This window comes from Nitrobacter sp., assembly GCF_047149785.1.
Lineage (GTDB): Bacteria > Pseudomonadota > Alphaproteobacteria > Rhizobiales > Xanthobacteraceae > Nitrobacter.
Genome location: NZ_BAAGBE010000001.1, coordinates 393,442 through 408,144, shown reverse-complemented (window position 1 = coordinate 408,144; position 14,703 = coordinate 393,442). Strand labels below are relative to the sequence as shown.

15 protein-coding genes are annotated in these 14,703 nt (G+C 66.2%); 6 read left to right on the top strand and 9 right to left on the bottom strand.

Annotated features, from left to right (window positions below; all coding sequences use genetic code 11):
* Positions 1-10: 10 nt before the first annotated feature.
* A complete protein-coding gene (gene xseA / locus ACMDCM_RS01830; RefSeq protein WP_412771972.1) occupies positions 11-1,621 on the top strand; it encodes an exodeoxyribonuclease VII large subunit in 1,611 nt (536 codons plus the stop codon).
* Between the two features lie 270 nt (positions 1,622-1,891).
* On the opposite strand, the gene ACMDCM_RS01825 is transcribed toward xseA, so the two are convergent.
* The gene (locus ACMDCM_RS01825) at positions 1,892-2,710 is read right to left on the bottom strand and encodes a dienelactone hydrolase family protein (RefSeq protein ID WP_412771971.1); all 819 of its coding nucleotides are present in this window, start codon (positions 2,708-2,710) and stop codon (positions 1,892-1,894) included.
* Positions 2,711-2,905: 195 nt separating this feature from the next.
* On the opposite strand from ACMDCM_RS01825, the gene ACMDCM_RS01820 reads away from it, so the two are divergent.
* Complete coding sequence (locus ACMDCM_RS01820) at positions 2,906-3,133, top strand: DUF2093 domain-containing protein (RefSeq protein WP_412771970.1); 228 nt, start codon at positions 2,906-2,908, stop codon at positions 3,131-3,133.
* Positions 3,134-3,268: 135 nt separating this feature from the next.
* Here ACMDCM_RS01820 and lpxK read toward each other — a convergent pair whose 3' ends face one another.
* The 6 genes from lpxK to ACMDCM_RS01790 form a co-directional block, all read right to left on the bottom strand.
* Positions 3,269-4,276, bottom strand: a complete 1,008-nt coding sequence (lpxK, locus tag ACMDCM_RS01815; protein WP_412771969.1) for a tetraacyldisaccharide 4'-kinase — start codon at positions 4,274-4,276, stop codon at positions 3,269-3,271.
* Positions 4,269-5,573, bottom strand: a complete 1,305-nt coding sequence (locus ACMDCM_RS01810; RefSeq protein WP_412771968.1) for a 3-deoxy-D-manno-octulosonic acid transferase — start codon at positions 5,571-5,573, stop codon at positions 4,269-4,271. The genes lpxK and ACMDCM_RS01810 overlap by 8 nt, the downstream gene beginning before the upstream one ends.
* Positions 5,566-6,282: a lysophospholipid acyltransferase family protein gene (locus ACMDCM_RS01805; protein WP_412771967.1), complete on the bottom strand. Its 717-nt coding sequence runs from the start codon at positions 6,280-6,282 to the stop codon at positions 5,566-5,568. The genes ACMDCM_RS01810 and ACMDCM_RS01805 overlap by 8 nt, the downstream gene beginning before the upstream one ends.
* Positions 6,279-6,527, bottom strand: coding sequence for a DUF4170 domain-containing protein (locus ACMDCM_RS01800; protein WP_412771966.1), 249 nt, complete (start codon positions 6,525-6,527; stop codon positions 6,279-6,281). The genes ACMDCM_RS01805 and ACMDCM_RS01800 overlap by 4 nt, the downstream gene beginning before the upstream one ends.
* Positions 6,528-6,588: 61 nt before the next feature.
* The gene (locus tag ACMDCM_RS01795; RefSeq protein WP_412771965.1) at positions 6,589-7,404 is read right to left on the bottom strand and encodes an inositol monophosphatase family protein; all 816 of its coding nucleotides are present in this window, start codon (positions 7,402-7,404) and stop codon (positions 6,589-6,591) included.
* A complete protein-coding gene (locus tag ACMDCM_RS01790; protein WP_412771964.1) occupies positions 7,391-8,782 on the bottom strand; it encodes a TldD/PmbA family protein in 1,392 nt (463 codons plus the stop codon). The genes ACMDCM_RS01795 and ACMDCM_RS01790 overlap by 14 nt, the downstream gene beginning before the upstream one ends.
* A gap of 284 nt (positions 8,783-9,066) precedes the next feature.
* Between ACMDCM_RS01790 and ACMDCM_RS01785 the strand changes: the two genes are divergently transcribed.
* Positions 9,067-9,588 carry a DUF6101 family protein gene (locus ACMDCM_RS01785; protein ID WP_412771963.1) on the top strand — a complete coding sequence of 174 codons (522 nt, stop codon included), beginning with the start codon at positions 9,067-9,069 and terminating at the stop codon, positions 9,586-9,588.
* Between the two features lie 43 nt (positions 9,589-9,631).
* On the opposite strand, the gene ubiA is transcribed toward ACMDCM_RS01785, so the two are convergent.
* Both ubiA and ACMDCM_RS01775 read right to left on the bottom strand, forming a co-directional pair.
* A complete protein-coding gene (gene ubiA / locus ACMDCM_RS01780) occupies positions 9,632-10,567 on the bottom strand; it encodes a 4-hydroxybenzoate octaprenyltransferase (RefSeq protein WP_412771962.1) in 936 nt (311 codons plus the stop codon).
* 10 nt (positions 10,568-10,577) lie between these two features.
* Positions 10,578-11,342, bottom strand: a complete 765-nt coding sequence (locus ACMDCM_RS01775) for a hypothetical protein (RefSeq protein ID WP_412774631.1) — start codon at positions 11,340-11,342, stop codon at positions 10,578-10,580.
* A 331-nt stretch (positions 11,343-11,673) separates the two neighbouring features.
* On the opposite strand from ACMDCM_RS01775, the gene ACMDCM_RS01770 reads away from it, so the two are divergent.
* From ACMDCM_RS01770 to hisG, 3 genes are all read left to right on the top strand, one after another.
* Positions 11,674-12,441, top strand: a complete 768-nt coding sequence (locus tag ACMDCM_RS01770) for a 16S rRNA (uracil(1498)-N(3))-methyltransferase (RefSeq protein ID WP_412771961.1) — start codon at positions 11,674-11,676, stop codon at positions 12,439-12,441.
* 99 nt (positions 12,442-12,540) lie between these two features.
* Complete coding sequence (locus tag ACMDCM_RS01765) at positions 12,541-13,728, top strand: ATP phosphoribosyltransferase regulatory subunit (protein WP_412771960.1); 1,188 nt, start codon at positions 12,541-12,543, stop codon at positions 13,726-13,728.
* Positions 13,725-14,702 (top strand): ATP phosphoribosyltransferase, encoded by a 978-nt coding sequence (gene hisG, locus ACMDCM_RS01760; RefSeq protein WP_412771959.1) that lies wholly within the window; start codon positions 13,725-13,727, stop codon positions 14,700-14,702. The genes ACMDCM_RS01765 and hisG overlap by 4 nt, the downstream gene beginning before the upstream one ends.
* Position 14,703 lies beyond the last annotated feature (1 nt).

Sequence of the window (14,703 nt, the reverse complement as noted above, 5' to 3'; positions counted from 1 at the left end):
CGTGATCCAAATGCCCGCAGGCCCTGCACAACTCCTGGCGAACGCGCCGGAATATACCGTCTCCGAACTGTCCTCGGCGCTGAAGCGCACCGTCGAGGATACCTACGGCCATGTGCGGGTGCGCGGCGAGATATCCGGCTTTCGCGGGCCTCATGCCTCGGGCCATTGCTATTTCGCGCTGAAGGACGAGAACGCCAAGATCGAGGCGGTGATCTGGAAAGGTGTTCATGGCCGGATGCGGTTCAAGCCGCAGGAGGGCCTGGAGGTCATCGCGACCGGCAAGCTGACGACCTATCCCGGCTCGTCGAAATACCAGATCGTGATCGAGGCGCTGGAGCCAGCCGGAATCGGCGCGCTGATGGCGCTGATGGAGGAGCGCAAGAAGAAGCTCGCGGCGGAAGGCCTGTTCGACGAAGCCCGCAAGCAATTGCTGCCCTGGCTGCCCGAGGTGATCGGCGTCGTGACCTCCCCGACCGGCGCGGTGATCCGCGATATCCTGCATCGGCTGGAAGACCGCTTTCCGCGCCGCGTGCTGGTCTGGCCGGTGCGGGTGCAGGGCGAAGGATCGGCGGAACAGATCGCGGCCGCCATCGACGGCTTCAATGCGCTGCCGGAAGATGGACGCATTCCGCGCCCCGATCTGCTGATCGTCGCGCGCGGCGGCGGCTCGCTCGAAGACCTGTGGTCGTTCAACGAGGAAATCGTGGTTCGCGCGGCCGCCAACAGCATGATCCCGCTGATCTCCGCGGTCGGCCACGAGACCGATATCACGCTGATCGATTTCGCCGCCGACAAGCGGGCCCCGACGCCGACAGCGGCGGCCGAAATGGCGGTGCCGGTTCGCGCCGACCTGTTTATTGAACTCTCCAACCTCGCGGCACGCGCCATGGTCGGATGGCGGCGCGGTCACGACGACCGGCGCACCGAATTGCGCTCGGCCGCCCGCGCGCTGCCGGAAGCGGGCGAACTGCTCGCGATCCCCCGCCAGAAGCTCGACGGCGCCGCCGCCGCGTTGCCGCGTGCCTTGCGCGCGAGCACGCACCTGCATCATCGCCGCTTCACGCAAATCTCAAGCGGACTCACGCTGCGCGTGCTGCGCGCGCAGGTCAGCCACGCCAAGCAGTCCGTCGCCACGGCCGGCGCGCGGCTCGCACATTGCACGCAGGTGGTCTTGCGCCACCGCCGCGATTGCTTCACCGGACTGGCTGTGCGGCTCACGGCTTCGCGCCTCGCCAATGCGCAGGCGCAGCGCGCCCAGATCGCGCGCGCCAACGAGCGCACCCAGCGCCTCGCCGAGCGGGCTCGGCGGGCGCTCGTCACCTTGCTGCAGCGGCATGAGGCCCGCATCGCGCATTCCGGCCAGTTGCTGGCGGCGGTGTCCTATCGCGGCGTGCTCGCACGCGGCTTCGCGCTGGTCCGCGACGACGCCGGACAGGCGTTGCGGAGCGCATCGGCGGTCGATCCCGGAGCACGACTCACGCTCGAATTCGCAGACGGACGGGTGAATGCGACCGCCGATAACGATCGGCTGGCTGCGACATCGCCCGGCCCGAAATGCCAGCCCAAGCCGGCGCCCGCCCGGCGCACGGTGAAGCCCGGCGATCAGGGAAATCTTTTCTAGAGCAGGTTTGCTTAGAGCCTGTTTGAAAAGTTTGCTTTCCGAGTGTCCCGGGCGCGCTGCGGCACGACGTGACGCCGCACAGACCCGGGATCGTTGCAGGAAACCTCGCGAAAGACCCCGGCTCAGCAGCGCACCGTTTCACGCTGCGCTGCGTCCGGGGAACGGCCGGGAGATGCCCGGTGACTTTCCAAACGGCCTCTTAGACGGAATCAGCCATCGTGCTCGGCTTTATGCCGGACATCCACGCATCCATCGAACGACCAAAGGTCTCTAACGCGCCAGCCAGCCCGCGACCCGGCTTTGTGAGTCCGCGCGCGCCTTGGAATCGGCTCCGACGTGGCCGCCTCCTCCGGCAACAGCATGGATTGGCGCGCTTGCCCTGTCGAAACCATGGCGAGCGTTGGGATAGACAACGATACGGGCGAGCGCGCTGCGGCCGCGCGCGCCGTCAACCATTTGACGGCAGGCGGACGGCGAACTGAGATTGTCGTCGGCACCGATCAGCACCAGCGTCGGAACGCGCGCGCTCCAGCCAAGGCGCGACGCTAACCGGCAGTTCGGGTAGAGCACCACGGCCGAGCGGAAATCGTCACGCCGGCCGGCCGGTGCAAGCTGCGGACGAATTGCCCACAACACGGCGCTGGCGCCCGAGTCCCACCCGAGCAGGCCGACGCGGTCATGGCGAACCCAGGGCTGATGCTTCAGCCACTGTTGGGCGGCGCGTATATCCGCGACGCGCTCGCGGCGAGCAAATATCGTCCGATGTTTGGACTGGCATTGCTGGCCGGCGCCCCGCGAACCATAGCTGTCCGGAAACAACACGGCGTTGCCAGCCTTCAACAACCGTTCGGCCCAATCCAGATAGCGTGGCTGGATCTGCCCGCTGTGTTCAAGACCGCTACAGCCATGCAAGGCGATGACAGTTGCGAACGGGCTGTCGCCGTCGGGCTTATAGAGCAGGCCGTGCAGCACACCACCAGCCCGCGGGATGTCGACCCGTTCGGGCGGCGGAGGTAGGCCCGACGCTGCGAATGTCGCGGTAACCGAAACCAACATCGCAGCCGAAACAAATGCTGACAGCAGGCGCATATATCTTGCCGGATCGTCTGGTATGCTGCAAAAAGGAACTCTTAATCCAGACCTGCACTCTTGATCCAGACCTACCATGTGGCCGGAAAGCCAATTCATCACAAATCAGTGGGTTTAACCGAGACGCCGCGAACCTATGTGTAGAGACGATAAACAGCCGGCCGGTTTGCGGACGGAAGATGCGGGAGCAAGGCGGTGCTGAACAAGTTCGGCCAGTCCGGCCAAGGCGAAGCGCGAGTGCAGTATCTCGATGGCGATTTCCGGGTGATTTCGCCTGGAACCTATGTCCGTTGCGCTGTCACCGACGCCCGCATTCCTCTCGACGAGCTGAAATACTGGAGCGTCGAATTGCAGGAGGCTTACGCTCTCCCGAGCGCGGTGTTGCAGCGGCATTATCCAGGCGCACTCAAAAGCTCGTCCTAGTACTCGGCGAACCACAGCTCCGCTGCACATTCCGTCACTCTCTCCCATGGGGGAAGGTCTGATCCTTCGGCAGCGCCATTGCGCGTCGGAGCGATCCGGGTGAGGGTTTCCCTTGCACGGAGAACCCGGCAAGCTCTATCGCCGCGCGCGACCGATCCGGTCGGTCAGGAACGACCGCAGCACCGGTTCATCGTCAAACGCGAGCGCGACCGTGAAGGGAACGACGGCCCGGGCGAACGCCGCCAGGCTTTCGCCGTTGCGCAGCCGCGCCAGATCTTTTTCGGTCGTCACCAGCGTCAGATCATCCCGTTCGGCGATGGTTCGCAGTTCTGCGATGTCGCGTTGCGAAAACGGATGATGGTCGCCAAATGCCCGCTCGGCGGCGACGTCGATGCCGCAGGCGCGCAAGCCGCGGAAGAATCGCGCCGGATCGCCGATGCCCGCAAAGGCACAGACACGCCTGCCACGCAGCGCCGCAACCGACTCGTCATCCGGGACGAGCCGCGCCCGCATGACCAGACCTCCCCGCGCGTCGATGCTTGCCGCAACCTCGTCCGCCGCGGTTCCATCGCCAACGATCACCAGCGCATCGGTACGGACCAGTTGTGGAGGCAACGGCGCGCGCAACGGTCCCGCCGGAAACACCCGCCGGTTGCCAAGGCCCCGATCGCCGTCGATCACGATCAGCGAAATATCTTTCGCGAGCGCCGGATTCTGAAAGCCGTCGTCCAGCAGAATCACGCTCGCGCCCAGCGCGAGGGCCGGCGCGACGCCTGCCGCCCGTTGCCGCGACACGATCACGGGGATCGTCCGCGCCATCATCAACGGTTCGTCGCCGACATCGGCAGCCGTGTGCTTTTGCGGATCGACGCGCACCGGGCCGTGCAGCCGTCCGCCATGGCCGCGGCTGAGCACGACCGGCGTTTCGCCGAGCGAGCGAAGGATGCCGGCCAACGCCATCACGACGGGCGTCTTGCCGGCGCCGCCGACATGGTAGTTGCCGACGCAGACGACCGGCACTCCGGCGCGCGCGCCAGGCCGCATCAGCCGCCGCGCGGCGACCGCGCCGTAAAGCGCGCCAAGGGGCATGAGCAACCGAGAGAGCAGCGACGACGGCCTGCGCCAGAAGGCCGGCTCATGCATCGGCCGCTCCCCCTTCCAGCCGCAACTGCAAAAGATAAGGCTCGAGCGCGGCCAGCGTGCGATCCAGCGCGCCGCCGAGCCTCTCCACCACGTCGGCGGCGGCAGCCGTCGCGGCGTCGCGGGCGGCGGAATCGCGCAGCAGAAAACCGAGCTGCTTCACCAGCGCATCGCCGTCGCCGGCTCTCAGCGCACCACCTGCGCGGTCGAGCGCGGCATAGACCTCGGTGAAGTTGAAGACATGCGGGCCGTGCACGATGGCGGCGTCGAGCTTGATCGCCTCGATCGGATTCTGGCCGCCGTGCGGCACCAGCGAGCCGCCCATGAAAACGATCGGCGCCAACCGGTAGAACAGTCCCAGTTCGCCCATGGTGTCGGCGATATAGATGTCGGTCCTCGCCGTCGGCAGTTCCTCCAGCGAGCGCCGCGCGACTTGCGCTCCGGACGCGGCGATCATGCGGGCGATCGCTTCGCCCCGACCGGGATGGCGCGGAACGATCACCGTCAGCAGCGACGGGAAGTGAACCGCCAGCGTCTGGTGCGCGTCGAGCAGGATTTCCTCCTCGCCCGGATGGGTCGATGCCGCCACCACCACGGGGCGGCCGCGGGTGACGAACAGCAGCCGCTCCAGCCTGGCCTCGTCGGCCGGCGGAGCCCGCACGTCGAGCTTGAGGTTTCCGGTGACGACGACATTGCGGCCGCCGAGCACGGCGAAGCGCTCCGCATCGGTTTCGGACTGAACGAGACAGATATCGAAACGTTCGAGCAATGCGGCGATCGTTCCCGACATCCTGCGCCAGCGCGGAAACGAACGATGCGACATCCGCCCGTTGATCAACACCATCGGCATGCGCCTGGCCGCGCCGGCCAGAATCAGATTGGGCCACAGATCCGATTCGATGAACAATGCGAGACTCGGCCGCCAGTGATCGAGAAAGCGCGCCACGAAGCGCGGCAAATCGTAAGGGACGTACTGGTGAATGATATCCGGAGGAAACCGCTTCGCGACCACGCCGGCCGAGGTCACGGTGCCCGACGTGAGCAAAATGCGCATGTTCAATGCCCGCAGGCGTTCGACCAGCGCGGCGGCGGCCAGCACTTCGCCGACGCTCGCGCCGTGAATCCAGACCAGCGGGCCCGCGGGGCGGGGCTGTCGGGCGATGCCCTGCCGCTCGCCGTTGCGCGCGGGATCTTCCTTGCCCTGCTTCAAGCGCCGTTTCAAAAGAACGGGCGTCAGCGGGCCGGCGGCGGCGGACAGTCTGCGGTAGAGGCGCAGCGTCGCCGGCAATGAATTAGACATGACCCGCCTCGAGATCAGGCCGGCCGATCCTGGCGTAAGCACGGCGCGTGGCGTCGTTCAGCGTCGCCTCCAGCCGCGCCCGGAGCCGCTCCATCATCTCGGCGTCGGCGTCGGCAGGAACCGAGATCGGCTCGCCGCCGACCAGGGCGCCGCGCCCGAACGGCAGGTTGATGGTGGTGTGGTCCCAATTGTTCAGGCGGATGCAGCGGCTGGTCGCCATCGCAAACGGCATGATGATCCGCCCCGACTCGCGCGCCAGCATGATGACGCCAAGGCCCGCGACGCGCGAGCGCTTCGGCACATCGGCGGTGAGAGCCACGTTGTAGTTCTCTTCGAGCGCGCGAACCATTTCCTTGAAGGCGCCGACCCCGCCCTTGCGATTGAACGCGGAGCCGTGGTCGCCGGAGCCGCGGATGGTCTCGATGCCCAACCGCTCCGCCGCCAGCGCATTGAACTCGCCGTCGCGATGGCGCGAGATCAGCACCTTGCCGCGATGGTGCGCCCGCTTGATAAACGGCGTCATGAAATGCTGTCCGTGCCAGAACGCGAGGATGACCGGCATCTGCGGCTCGACGATGTCGTAGACATCGTCCGGATCATAGCTGAACTTGTTGGTGGACCAAACCAGCCGGAGAAAACCGGCGGCCAGGAGGCCTGCGAACTGCTGAAACCAGCGGGCGCGCAGCAGATTGCGGAGCAGCTTTCTCAAAGGGCGGGCTTCGCGTCTTGATCAGGATCGAGCAGCCGATGGAGATGCACGATGAAATACCGCATATGGGCGTTATCGACCGTCTGCTGCGCCTTCGCCTTCCAGGCGGCGTAGGCCGATGCGTAGTTCGGGTACAGGCCGACGATCTCGACCTCATCGAGGTTTTTGAAGGTCGTCTGCGCGAGATCGGCCAGTTCGCCCCCGATCACGAGATGGAGCAATTGCTGGGGCGGATCGTCCGGCATGAGCATTGTCTTACGATTTTGCCGCCATCAGGCAAATACCACGAAAGTCGGCAGCCGGCCCTTATGACAACGGCTGCCCGCGAAAATGGGCGAGAATGCGCGCGTGGCGAAGACGCCCCGCCGCCACCAGCACGTCGTGCGTCACCTCGGCGCGACTATAGAGGATCGGCTCGCCCCCGAGCGACGTCATCCTACCATTCGCCTCATGCACGATCAAATCGGCGGCGGCGATATCCCAGTCGCGGCTCTGGCCGCCGGCAAAGGCCGCGTCGATACGGCCGTTCGCGACGCGGCACAGCCGCAGCGCCAGCGAACCGATCCTGGGATAAAGGACGACGTCCTTCCGCGACCGGTCGAGCTTTTCCACAAGCGGTTTCGGCCCCGCGATCTTCGAAAAAACCAGATCGTCGCCGGGCGCCGCCTGCACCGGCATGCCGTTGCAGGTCGTGCCCTGCCCGCGCGCGGCGAGGAAGAACTCGTCGGTGGCCGGCGCGAACACGGCCGCGAGCAACGGCGAGGCATTTTCGATCAGCGCGACGCTGACGCACCAGTCGTCGTGGCCGGCGATATAGCCGCGCGTGCCGTCGATCGGATCGACGACCCACACCCGCCGCCTGCCGAGCCGCGCGCGATCGTCGGCGCTTTCCTCGGACAGCCAGCCGTAGTCCGGCGTCGCCGCGCGCAACTTGTTTTCGACGAGATCGTTGACGGCGATGTCGGCCTCCGACACCGGCGACGAGATACCCTTGGTCCAGGTCCGCAGTCTGGTGCGGAACATCGCGCGCGCCAGTTCTCCCGCCTCGCGCACCGTCTCGATCAACAAAGCGCGGTCCCGCGCCAAAAGGTCGTCGCTGCTGTCGGCGTTAGCGCCCGCCAACCGTCAGCCCTTCGATGCGCACGGTCGGCGCGTTGGTCGCGTAGCGGAATGAGAGATCGTTGGCGGGCGTCAGCGACTTGAACATCTCGATCAGATGTCCGGCGATGGTGATCTCGCTCACCGGATAGGTGATCTCGCCGTTCTCGATCCAGAATCCCGACGCGCCGCGGCTGTAGTCGCCGGTCACGCCATTGACGCCGGAGCCGATCAGGTCGGTGACGTAGAAGCCCTGCTCGATGTCGGCGATCAATTCACGCGGCGTCATCTGCCCCGCCTCGAGATGCAGATTGTAAGGTCCCGGCGAGGGCGACGACGAGACGCCACGATGAGCATGACCGGTCGTCGTCAGGCCGAGTTCGCGCGCGGTTGCCGAATCCAGCAGCCACGACGTCAGCACGCCGTCGTCGATCACCGCCAGTTTCTTCGTCACCACGCCTTCGGCGTCGAAGGATTGCGAGCGCAATCCGCGCACGCGCAGCGGATCGTCGACGATCCGGATCCCTTTCGCGAACAACTGTTGTCCGAGCCGGTCTTTCAAAAAACTCGTCTTGCGCGCGACCGCAGCGCCGTTCGCCGCGCCGACGACATGGCCGACCAGCGATCCCGCGACGCGCGGATCGTAGACCACCGGCACCTTGCAGGTGGCGACCTTGCGCGGACCAGCGCGCGCCACCGTGCGTTCACCGGCGCTGCGGCCGATGCTGGCCGGAGACATGAGATCGGAGCCATGAAGCGCGGAGGAAAAATCGTAATCGCGTTCCATGGCGGTGCCGTCGCCGACGATCGCCATCATCGAGATGCCATGGCTCGAACGAAGATATGATCCGCGGAAGCCGGTGCTCGTCGCCAGCACCATGCCGGCGATGCCGGCCGACGCCGAGGCGCCGCCGGATTTGGTGACGCCCTTGACCGCAAGAGCCGCCGCCTCGGCCTCGACCGCGCGACGCTCGAGTTCCGCAGTCGATGGCGTCACCCGATCGAGCAGGTCGAGATCGGGAAAATTCCGCGCCAGCAATCCAGGATCGGCCAGCCCGACATATTGATCGTCGGGCGCGACGCGCGCCATCGCCACCGCGCGTTCGGCGAGTTTCGCGACATTGTCGCCGCCGACATCGTTGGTCGAGACCGTGGCCTGCCGCCGTCCCACCAGCACGCGCAGCCCGACGTCGTCGCTCTCCGAGCGTTCCGATTCCTCGACGCGGCCATCGCGAACCTCGACGCCTTGCGAGACGCCGCGCACCGCGACCGCATCCGCGGCATCCGCGCCCGCGCGCTTCGCGGCCTCAACCAGCCGTTCGGCGAGTTCACTGAGCGCGGATTGATCGAAGAGTTCGGATTCGGCGGATTTCGGTAATGATGCGTTTGGTGAAGAGATCACGAACAAAATCCCGGGAATTCGAGCGGAGCGGCGCACGGCGGACGCCATCATGAGATGTGCTTATTTTACGCGGACTTCAAGCATTCATTGCCACGGAAACGCGCAATTATCCGCACCCCCGGCAAGGTCCCGTCAAGCATGTCGGCCAAGGGTCTGTCAATCATGTGCGCGAGTGAGACGCGAGGTACCTTCGATTAACCAGCCTTTTTAAGCGAATCCGGACCTCGCTCCGGCATGATCGCCCCATCGACCGGGAACATAATCCCGGCGGGGAGACTGAAGCCGTGAGGCGTCAAACAGCAACAGGCGGAATCAATCCGCCCGGGTCGAGCCGCGACTTGCGGCTCGACCCTCTCTCGCTGCCCGTCAGTTTTGCTGCGCGCGACAGCCGAGCCGACGGCGGCGTTCGGCAGATCGAACTTGACCGCGAGCGCGTGACGCTGCGACGCGCCGTACACGGCATGAAGATGACGATCAATATGCGCATCAGCGAATTCATCGGCGTCGGCGTGCGCGACACCGCCGACGGGCGGGCGCTTGTTCTGCTTCATCGCGATCCGTCGCTCACCATTCCCCTTCTCGTGACCGAGGACGCCGTTGAGCGCGACGCCGCGTCGCAAGTCTGGAGCGAGGTGTTCGCGCTTCCGCAACTTGCCGACAACAGGCGCGACCCGGCGCCACGCCGGCGACGGAGCAACGCCATCAATGCACGGCGTCCCAGCTTCCTGATGCGGCGGCGCAGCGGCGATCTGCTCAACCCGGCGGCCGTCTATCGGGGAGAGCGCGAGATCATCGCGCGGAGCTAGAGACGGATCATGTGTTTTCCATCGAAACGCAAACCGCTTTCAGTCAGGCCACCGCCGCAAGCAGCGCGCTACCCAATAGACCCGCGAACAACAACAGCCCGGCGTCGCGGTTGGATTTGAAAATCCGCAGGCAGAGGCGGGAATCGCCGATGTCGATTCGCACCACCTGCCAGGCGAGATGCGCGGCAAAAGCCGCAAGGCCGATCCATGCCGGCCATCGCGCGGCGGCCAGATCCAGCGCGACGCCGATCAGAACGACGGCCAGCCCGTAGAAGACCGCAAGCGCCGGACGCGTGCGCCCGCCGAACAGAAGCGCCGTGGACTTGATGCCGATCAGCGCGTCGTCTTCCGCGTCCTGATGCGCGTAGATCGTGTCATAGCCGATCACCCATGCGATCGACCCCGCATAAAGCGCCAGCGCGGCCGCATCGATACGGCCCAGCAGCACCGCGAAACCCATCAGCGCGCCCCACGAAAAAGCGAGGCCGAGCACCACCTGCGGCCAGTAGGTGATGCGCTTCATGAAAGGATAGACCGCGACGACAATGAGCGAGGCGATTCCTGTCGCGATGGCGAAGCGGTTGAACTGCAGCAGCACGACCAGCCCGACCAGCGCCTGCGCCACGAGGAATATCGCGGACTGCGCGACTGTCACCTGCCCCGCCGGAATCGGGCGCGATCGCGTCCGCTCCACGCGCGCGTCGAGATCGCGGTCGGTGATGTCGTTCCAGGTGCAGCCGGCGCCCCGCATCGCGAACGCGCCGATGAAAAACAGCACGATGGCCAGAGGCAGCCTGCGCGCGTCATGGGCGACGCCCGCGGCCAGCGCGGCCGACCACCAGCACGGCAGCAGCAGCAGCCAGGACCCGATCGGCCGGTCGAGCCGCGAGAGCCTGAGATAGGGCCGCGCCCATAGCGGAGCGCGACTGTCGACCCAGTTGCCGGCCGAGTCGGCGACGCGTGCCATCGCATCGCTCATCGAAAGTTCGTCATCGGGTGAGAACGTTGCCGCTCAGGGTATCGAAGGTGCTGCCGCCCTTCCTCGGCGTGGTCGCTTCCGGGAATCCCGCGCCGGCCGACCCCAAAGCCTCGCTCAGGCTCGGGCCTGCGGGGCCGCGCATCTTTGCCTGCCTGGCCACATCGCAAACCTTCTGATGCATGGCCTCAGTCGCCTTGTGGTTGGCGTGCATCTGCTGCCCGACATTGGCGGGAATCCCGCATTTCCGGGAATTCGTATCGACGAATCTGACCATTTTGGCTTCGGCCTGCGAATATTGCGCGATCAGTTTGCAGGCTTCGTCCGGCGGCGCATGACGAGCGCTTGCGGCCTGGATCAGCTTGCCGCGTTTTTCCGTCGCCTCGCGCAGGGGGGCGAACTCCTTCATGCACTCTGCGCCACCGGGCGGGCCCGCCTGTTGCGGAGGTGGCCCCCCGAACCCACCCAGCGGAGTCGCGCCGCCGGAAGGAAATGCAGCGGGCGTGCCGATGGTCGCCGACGTCGTCCCGTTAACGGGCGGGAACGCGGGATCCTGGCGCGACGTAGCGGTCCGCTTCGCAGCCGCGCCGTTGACCGGCGGAAAGGCGGGATCGTTGGGAGTGCCCACCGATCCTCGCACCGGCGGAAACGCCGGATCATTAACCGTTCCGACCGCCCCGTTGGGCAATGGCGCCGGGAACGGGGTCTGCCCCAGCGCGTCCGAGGCGCCGATGGCAAACACCACAAGCGTCAATGGAACAATCAGGCGTGGGACGATCACAGCATTCCTCCAGCGGGCAACGATCCGCGACATCGCGACGAACGGGCTTCCACGATTCCGATTTTACGATCGCCGCCGATTCCTAACAACCCGACGAATCGGGCAAGAGCGCGACGCATGGCCGCGCCGTATCTTTTCCGGAAAAACCGCAAATTTCAGGCCTGGTTCTTGCCGGGCACGGTTTGAGACCCGATCGTGTTCGACCAGGGTCCGATTCTCAACTGCGTTGAATCGGACTTTGGCTTATCCTCTTGATCGAGCATGACGAAACCCGGTTTCCACTTTTCGGCATCATGCTCTAGAAGCGGTTTCGCAGGATGTCCTTCCCATGCCCGACACGGACTTTCGCAGTCCCCGGCTCTATCTCGACGCGCCGCTCGCCGCCGGCGGCAGGGTTCCGCTCGACCGCAACCAAGGCAATTATCTCGGCAATGTCCTGCGCCTTGGGACGGGAGCGAAGGTGCTGGTCTTCAACGGCCGCGACGGCGAGTGGCAAGCGGCGATTGCCGGTCGCAAGCGCCCGGAACATTTGGATATCGTCGCCGCGACCCGGGCTCAGGATCGCCTGCCCGACCTGCACTACGTCTTCGCGCCGCTGAAACACGCCCGGCTCGACTACATGATCCAGAAGGCGGTGGAAATGGGGGTTTGCAAGCTGCAGCCGGTGCTGACCCGCTTCACCCAGGTGGCGCGAGTCAACAGCGAACGGATGCGCGCCAACGTCATCGAGGCCGCCGAGCAATGCGGCATTCTCAGCCTGGCCGAAGTCGAGGACCCGGTGACGCTGGACCGCTGGCTGAGCGCGCGCGCTGCCGAGCGCCTGCTGGTATTCTGCGACGAGGCCGCCTCGGCGGTAAATCCTGTGGCGGCGCTGGAGCCCGTGCGCGGCATCACGCGCGGCATCGACGTCCTGGTCGGGCCCGAAGGCGGCTTCGCCGAGGACGAGCGGGCAAACCTGCTTAAGCAGCCCAATACCCTGCGGCTGTCGCTGGGGCCGCGGATCCTGCGCGCCGATACCGCGGCGGTCGCCGCCCTTGCCCTGGTCCAGGCGGAGCTTGGCGACTGGACGCAGCCCGAAAAACAGCCAACTCGTTAAGCCACTTCCCCGATCGTGGTCGAAACCGTCAAACGGCCATGCTAGAGCCTTGCCTCCTGGAGCCTCGCCTCGAAATCGACTGAAAACACCTTGGAATCCATGGCCTTCGATATGAGCCGCAGCGCGGAAAGTCCTGCAACCCGATCGCCCCCCTGGGCGGACGGGCTGTTGTCGTCATTCGCCCAGGCCGGCTACGTCAAGGCGGAGCCCGCGATCCTGCAGCCGGCCGAGCCGTTTCTGGACCTGTCAGGCGAGGACATCCGCAAAAGCCTCTATCTGACCTCGGACGCGGGCGGCGAGGAACTCTGCCTGCGTCCCGACCTGACCATCCCGGTGGCGCGGGACTATCTCGCCTCCGGCAAGGCCGGCCAGCCGGCCGGGTACTGCTATCTCGGGCCTGTGTTCCGCTATCGCGCGGGGCGGCCGAGCGAGTTCCTGCAAGCCGGAATCGAATCGTTCGGCCGGCAGGATCGCGCCGCCGCCGACGCCGAGATGCTCGCGCTCGGTCTGGAAGCCGCCGCGGCTTTCGGCATCACCGATGTGGAAATCCGCACCGGCGACGTCGCGCTGTTCACCGCTCTGATCGATGCGCTCGACCTTTATCCGGTCTGGCGGCGGCGGCTGATGAAGGACTTCAATCGCAGGATCAACCTTGCGCAGGATATCGAGCGGCTGACGCTTGCGACCGGCCCGGGCCACAACGAATACGAAGGCGTGCTGGCGGCGCTGGCGGGATCGGACCGCAAGGCGGCGTTGGCGCTGGTGACCGACATGATGTCGATCGCGGGCGCAACCAACGTCGGCGGCCGCACCATCGACGAGATCGCCGACCGCTTTCTCGAACAATCCACGCTGAAGAGCGGCGCGTTGCCGCGCGACGCGCTGACCATCATCAAGCGCTTCCTGTCGATATCCGGCAATCCGGACGATGCGATCAGACAGTTGCGCGCGCTCGCCGCCGACGCCGGGCTCGACATCCACGCCGCGATCGATCAGGTCGAAAGCCGCACCGGCTTTATGGCCGCGCGCGGCGTCGAGGCCGGCGGCATCAGCTTCGCCACCTCGTTCGGACGCGGCGTCGACTACTATACGGGCTTCGAGTTCGAACTGCAGCGCAAGGGCAACGGCGACGAACCGCTGATTGCCGGCGGCCGTTACGACGGCTTGATGACGCAACTGGGCGCATCTGCGCCGATCCCCGCGGTCGGCTTCTCGATCTGGATCGAGGCGTTGACGCGTTGCGCGGGCGAGACCTCAGCGCGCCGGGCCAGCGGGAGCGCGTTATGACCGCCCCCCTCGTTCTGGCGGTGCCGTCGAAGGGCCGCCTGCAGGAAAACGCCGAAGCCTTCTTTGCCCGCGCCGGGCTGACGCTGGCGAAACCGGGCGGGGTGCGCGACTATCGCGGCACCATCGTCCAGCTCGACAACGTCGAGATCGCCTATCTCTCGGCGAGCGAGATCGCCGCGCAACTCGCGCGCGGCTCGGTGCATCTCGGCGTCACCGGCGAAGACCTGATCCGCGAAAGCATCATTGATGCCGACAAGCGCGTGGCGCTGATCAACGGTCTCGGCTTCGGCAGCGCCAACGTCGTGGTCGCGGTGCCGCAGTCGTGGATCGACGTGCGCACGATGGCCGACCTCGACGACGTGACCACCGGATTTCGCGCGCAGCACAACCGGCGGATGCGGGTCGCGACCAAATACATCAACCTCACCCGCGCGTTCTTCGCCTCGCACGGCGTGGTCGATTACCGCATCGTCGAGAGCGCGGGCGCCACGGAAGGCGCCCCCGCCGTCGGCACCGCCGAGATGATCGTCGATATCACGACGACCGGAGCGACGCTCGCCGCCAATGGCCTGAAGGTGCTGGACGACGGCGTCATCCTGCGCAGCCAGGCCAACCTGGTCGCCTCGCGCGACGCCGACTGGTCGAACGGCGCGCGCGAGACCGCGCGGATCATTCTCGACCACATCGCCGCGCGCGCCCGCGCCAGCCAGTATCGCGAGGTGCGGACCCGGTTCACAGGCTGCGATACGGCGCTGCTCACCGAGGCGCAGGATCGCTTCGGCGCGGTCTTGCCGTTCGGCGGGCCGACGTCGTCGGGGATGATCACGCTGCACTGCCCGCCGGACCGGCTTTATGCACTGGCCAGTTTTCTGCGTCAGCACGGCGCGGCAACGGTGTCGATCGCGTCGCTGGACTATGTGTTCGATCGAGAAAACCCGCTGTTCGTAAGGCTGGAAGCGTTTCTCGGGGCGTAAA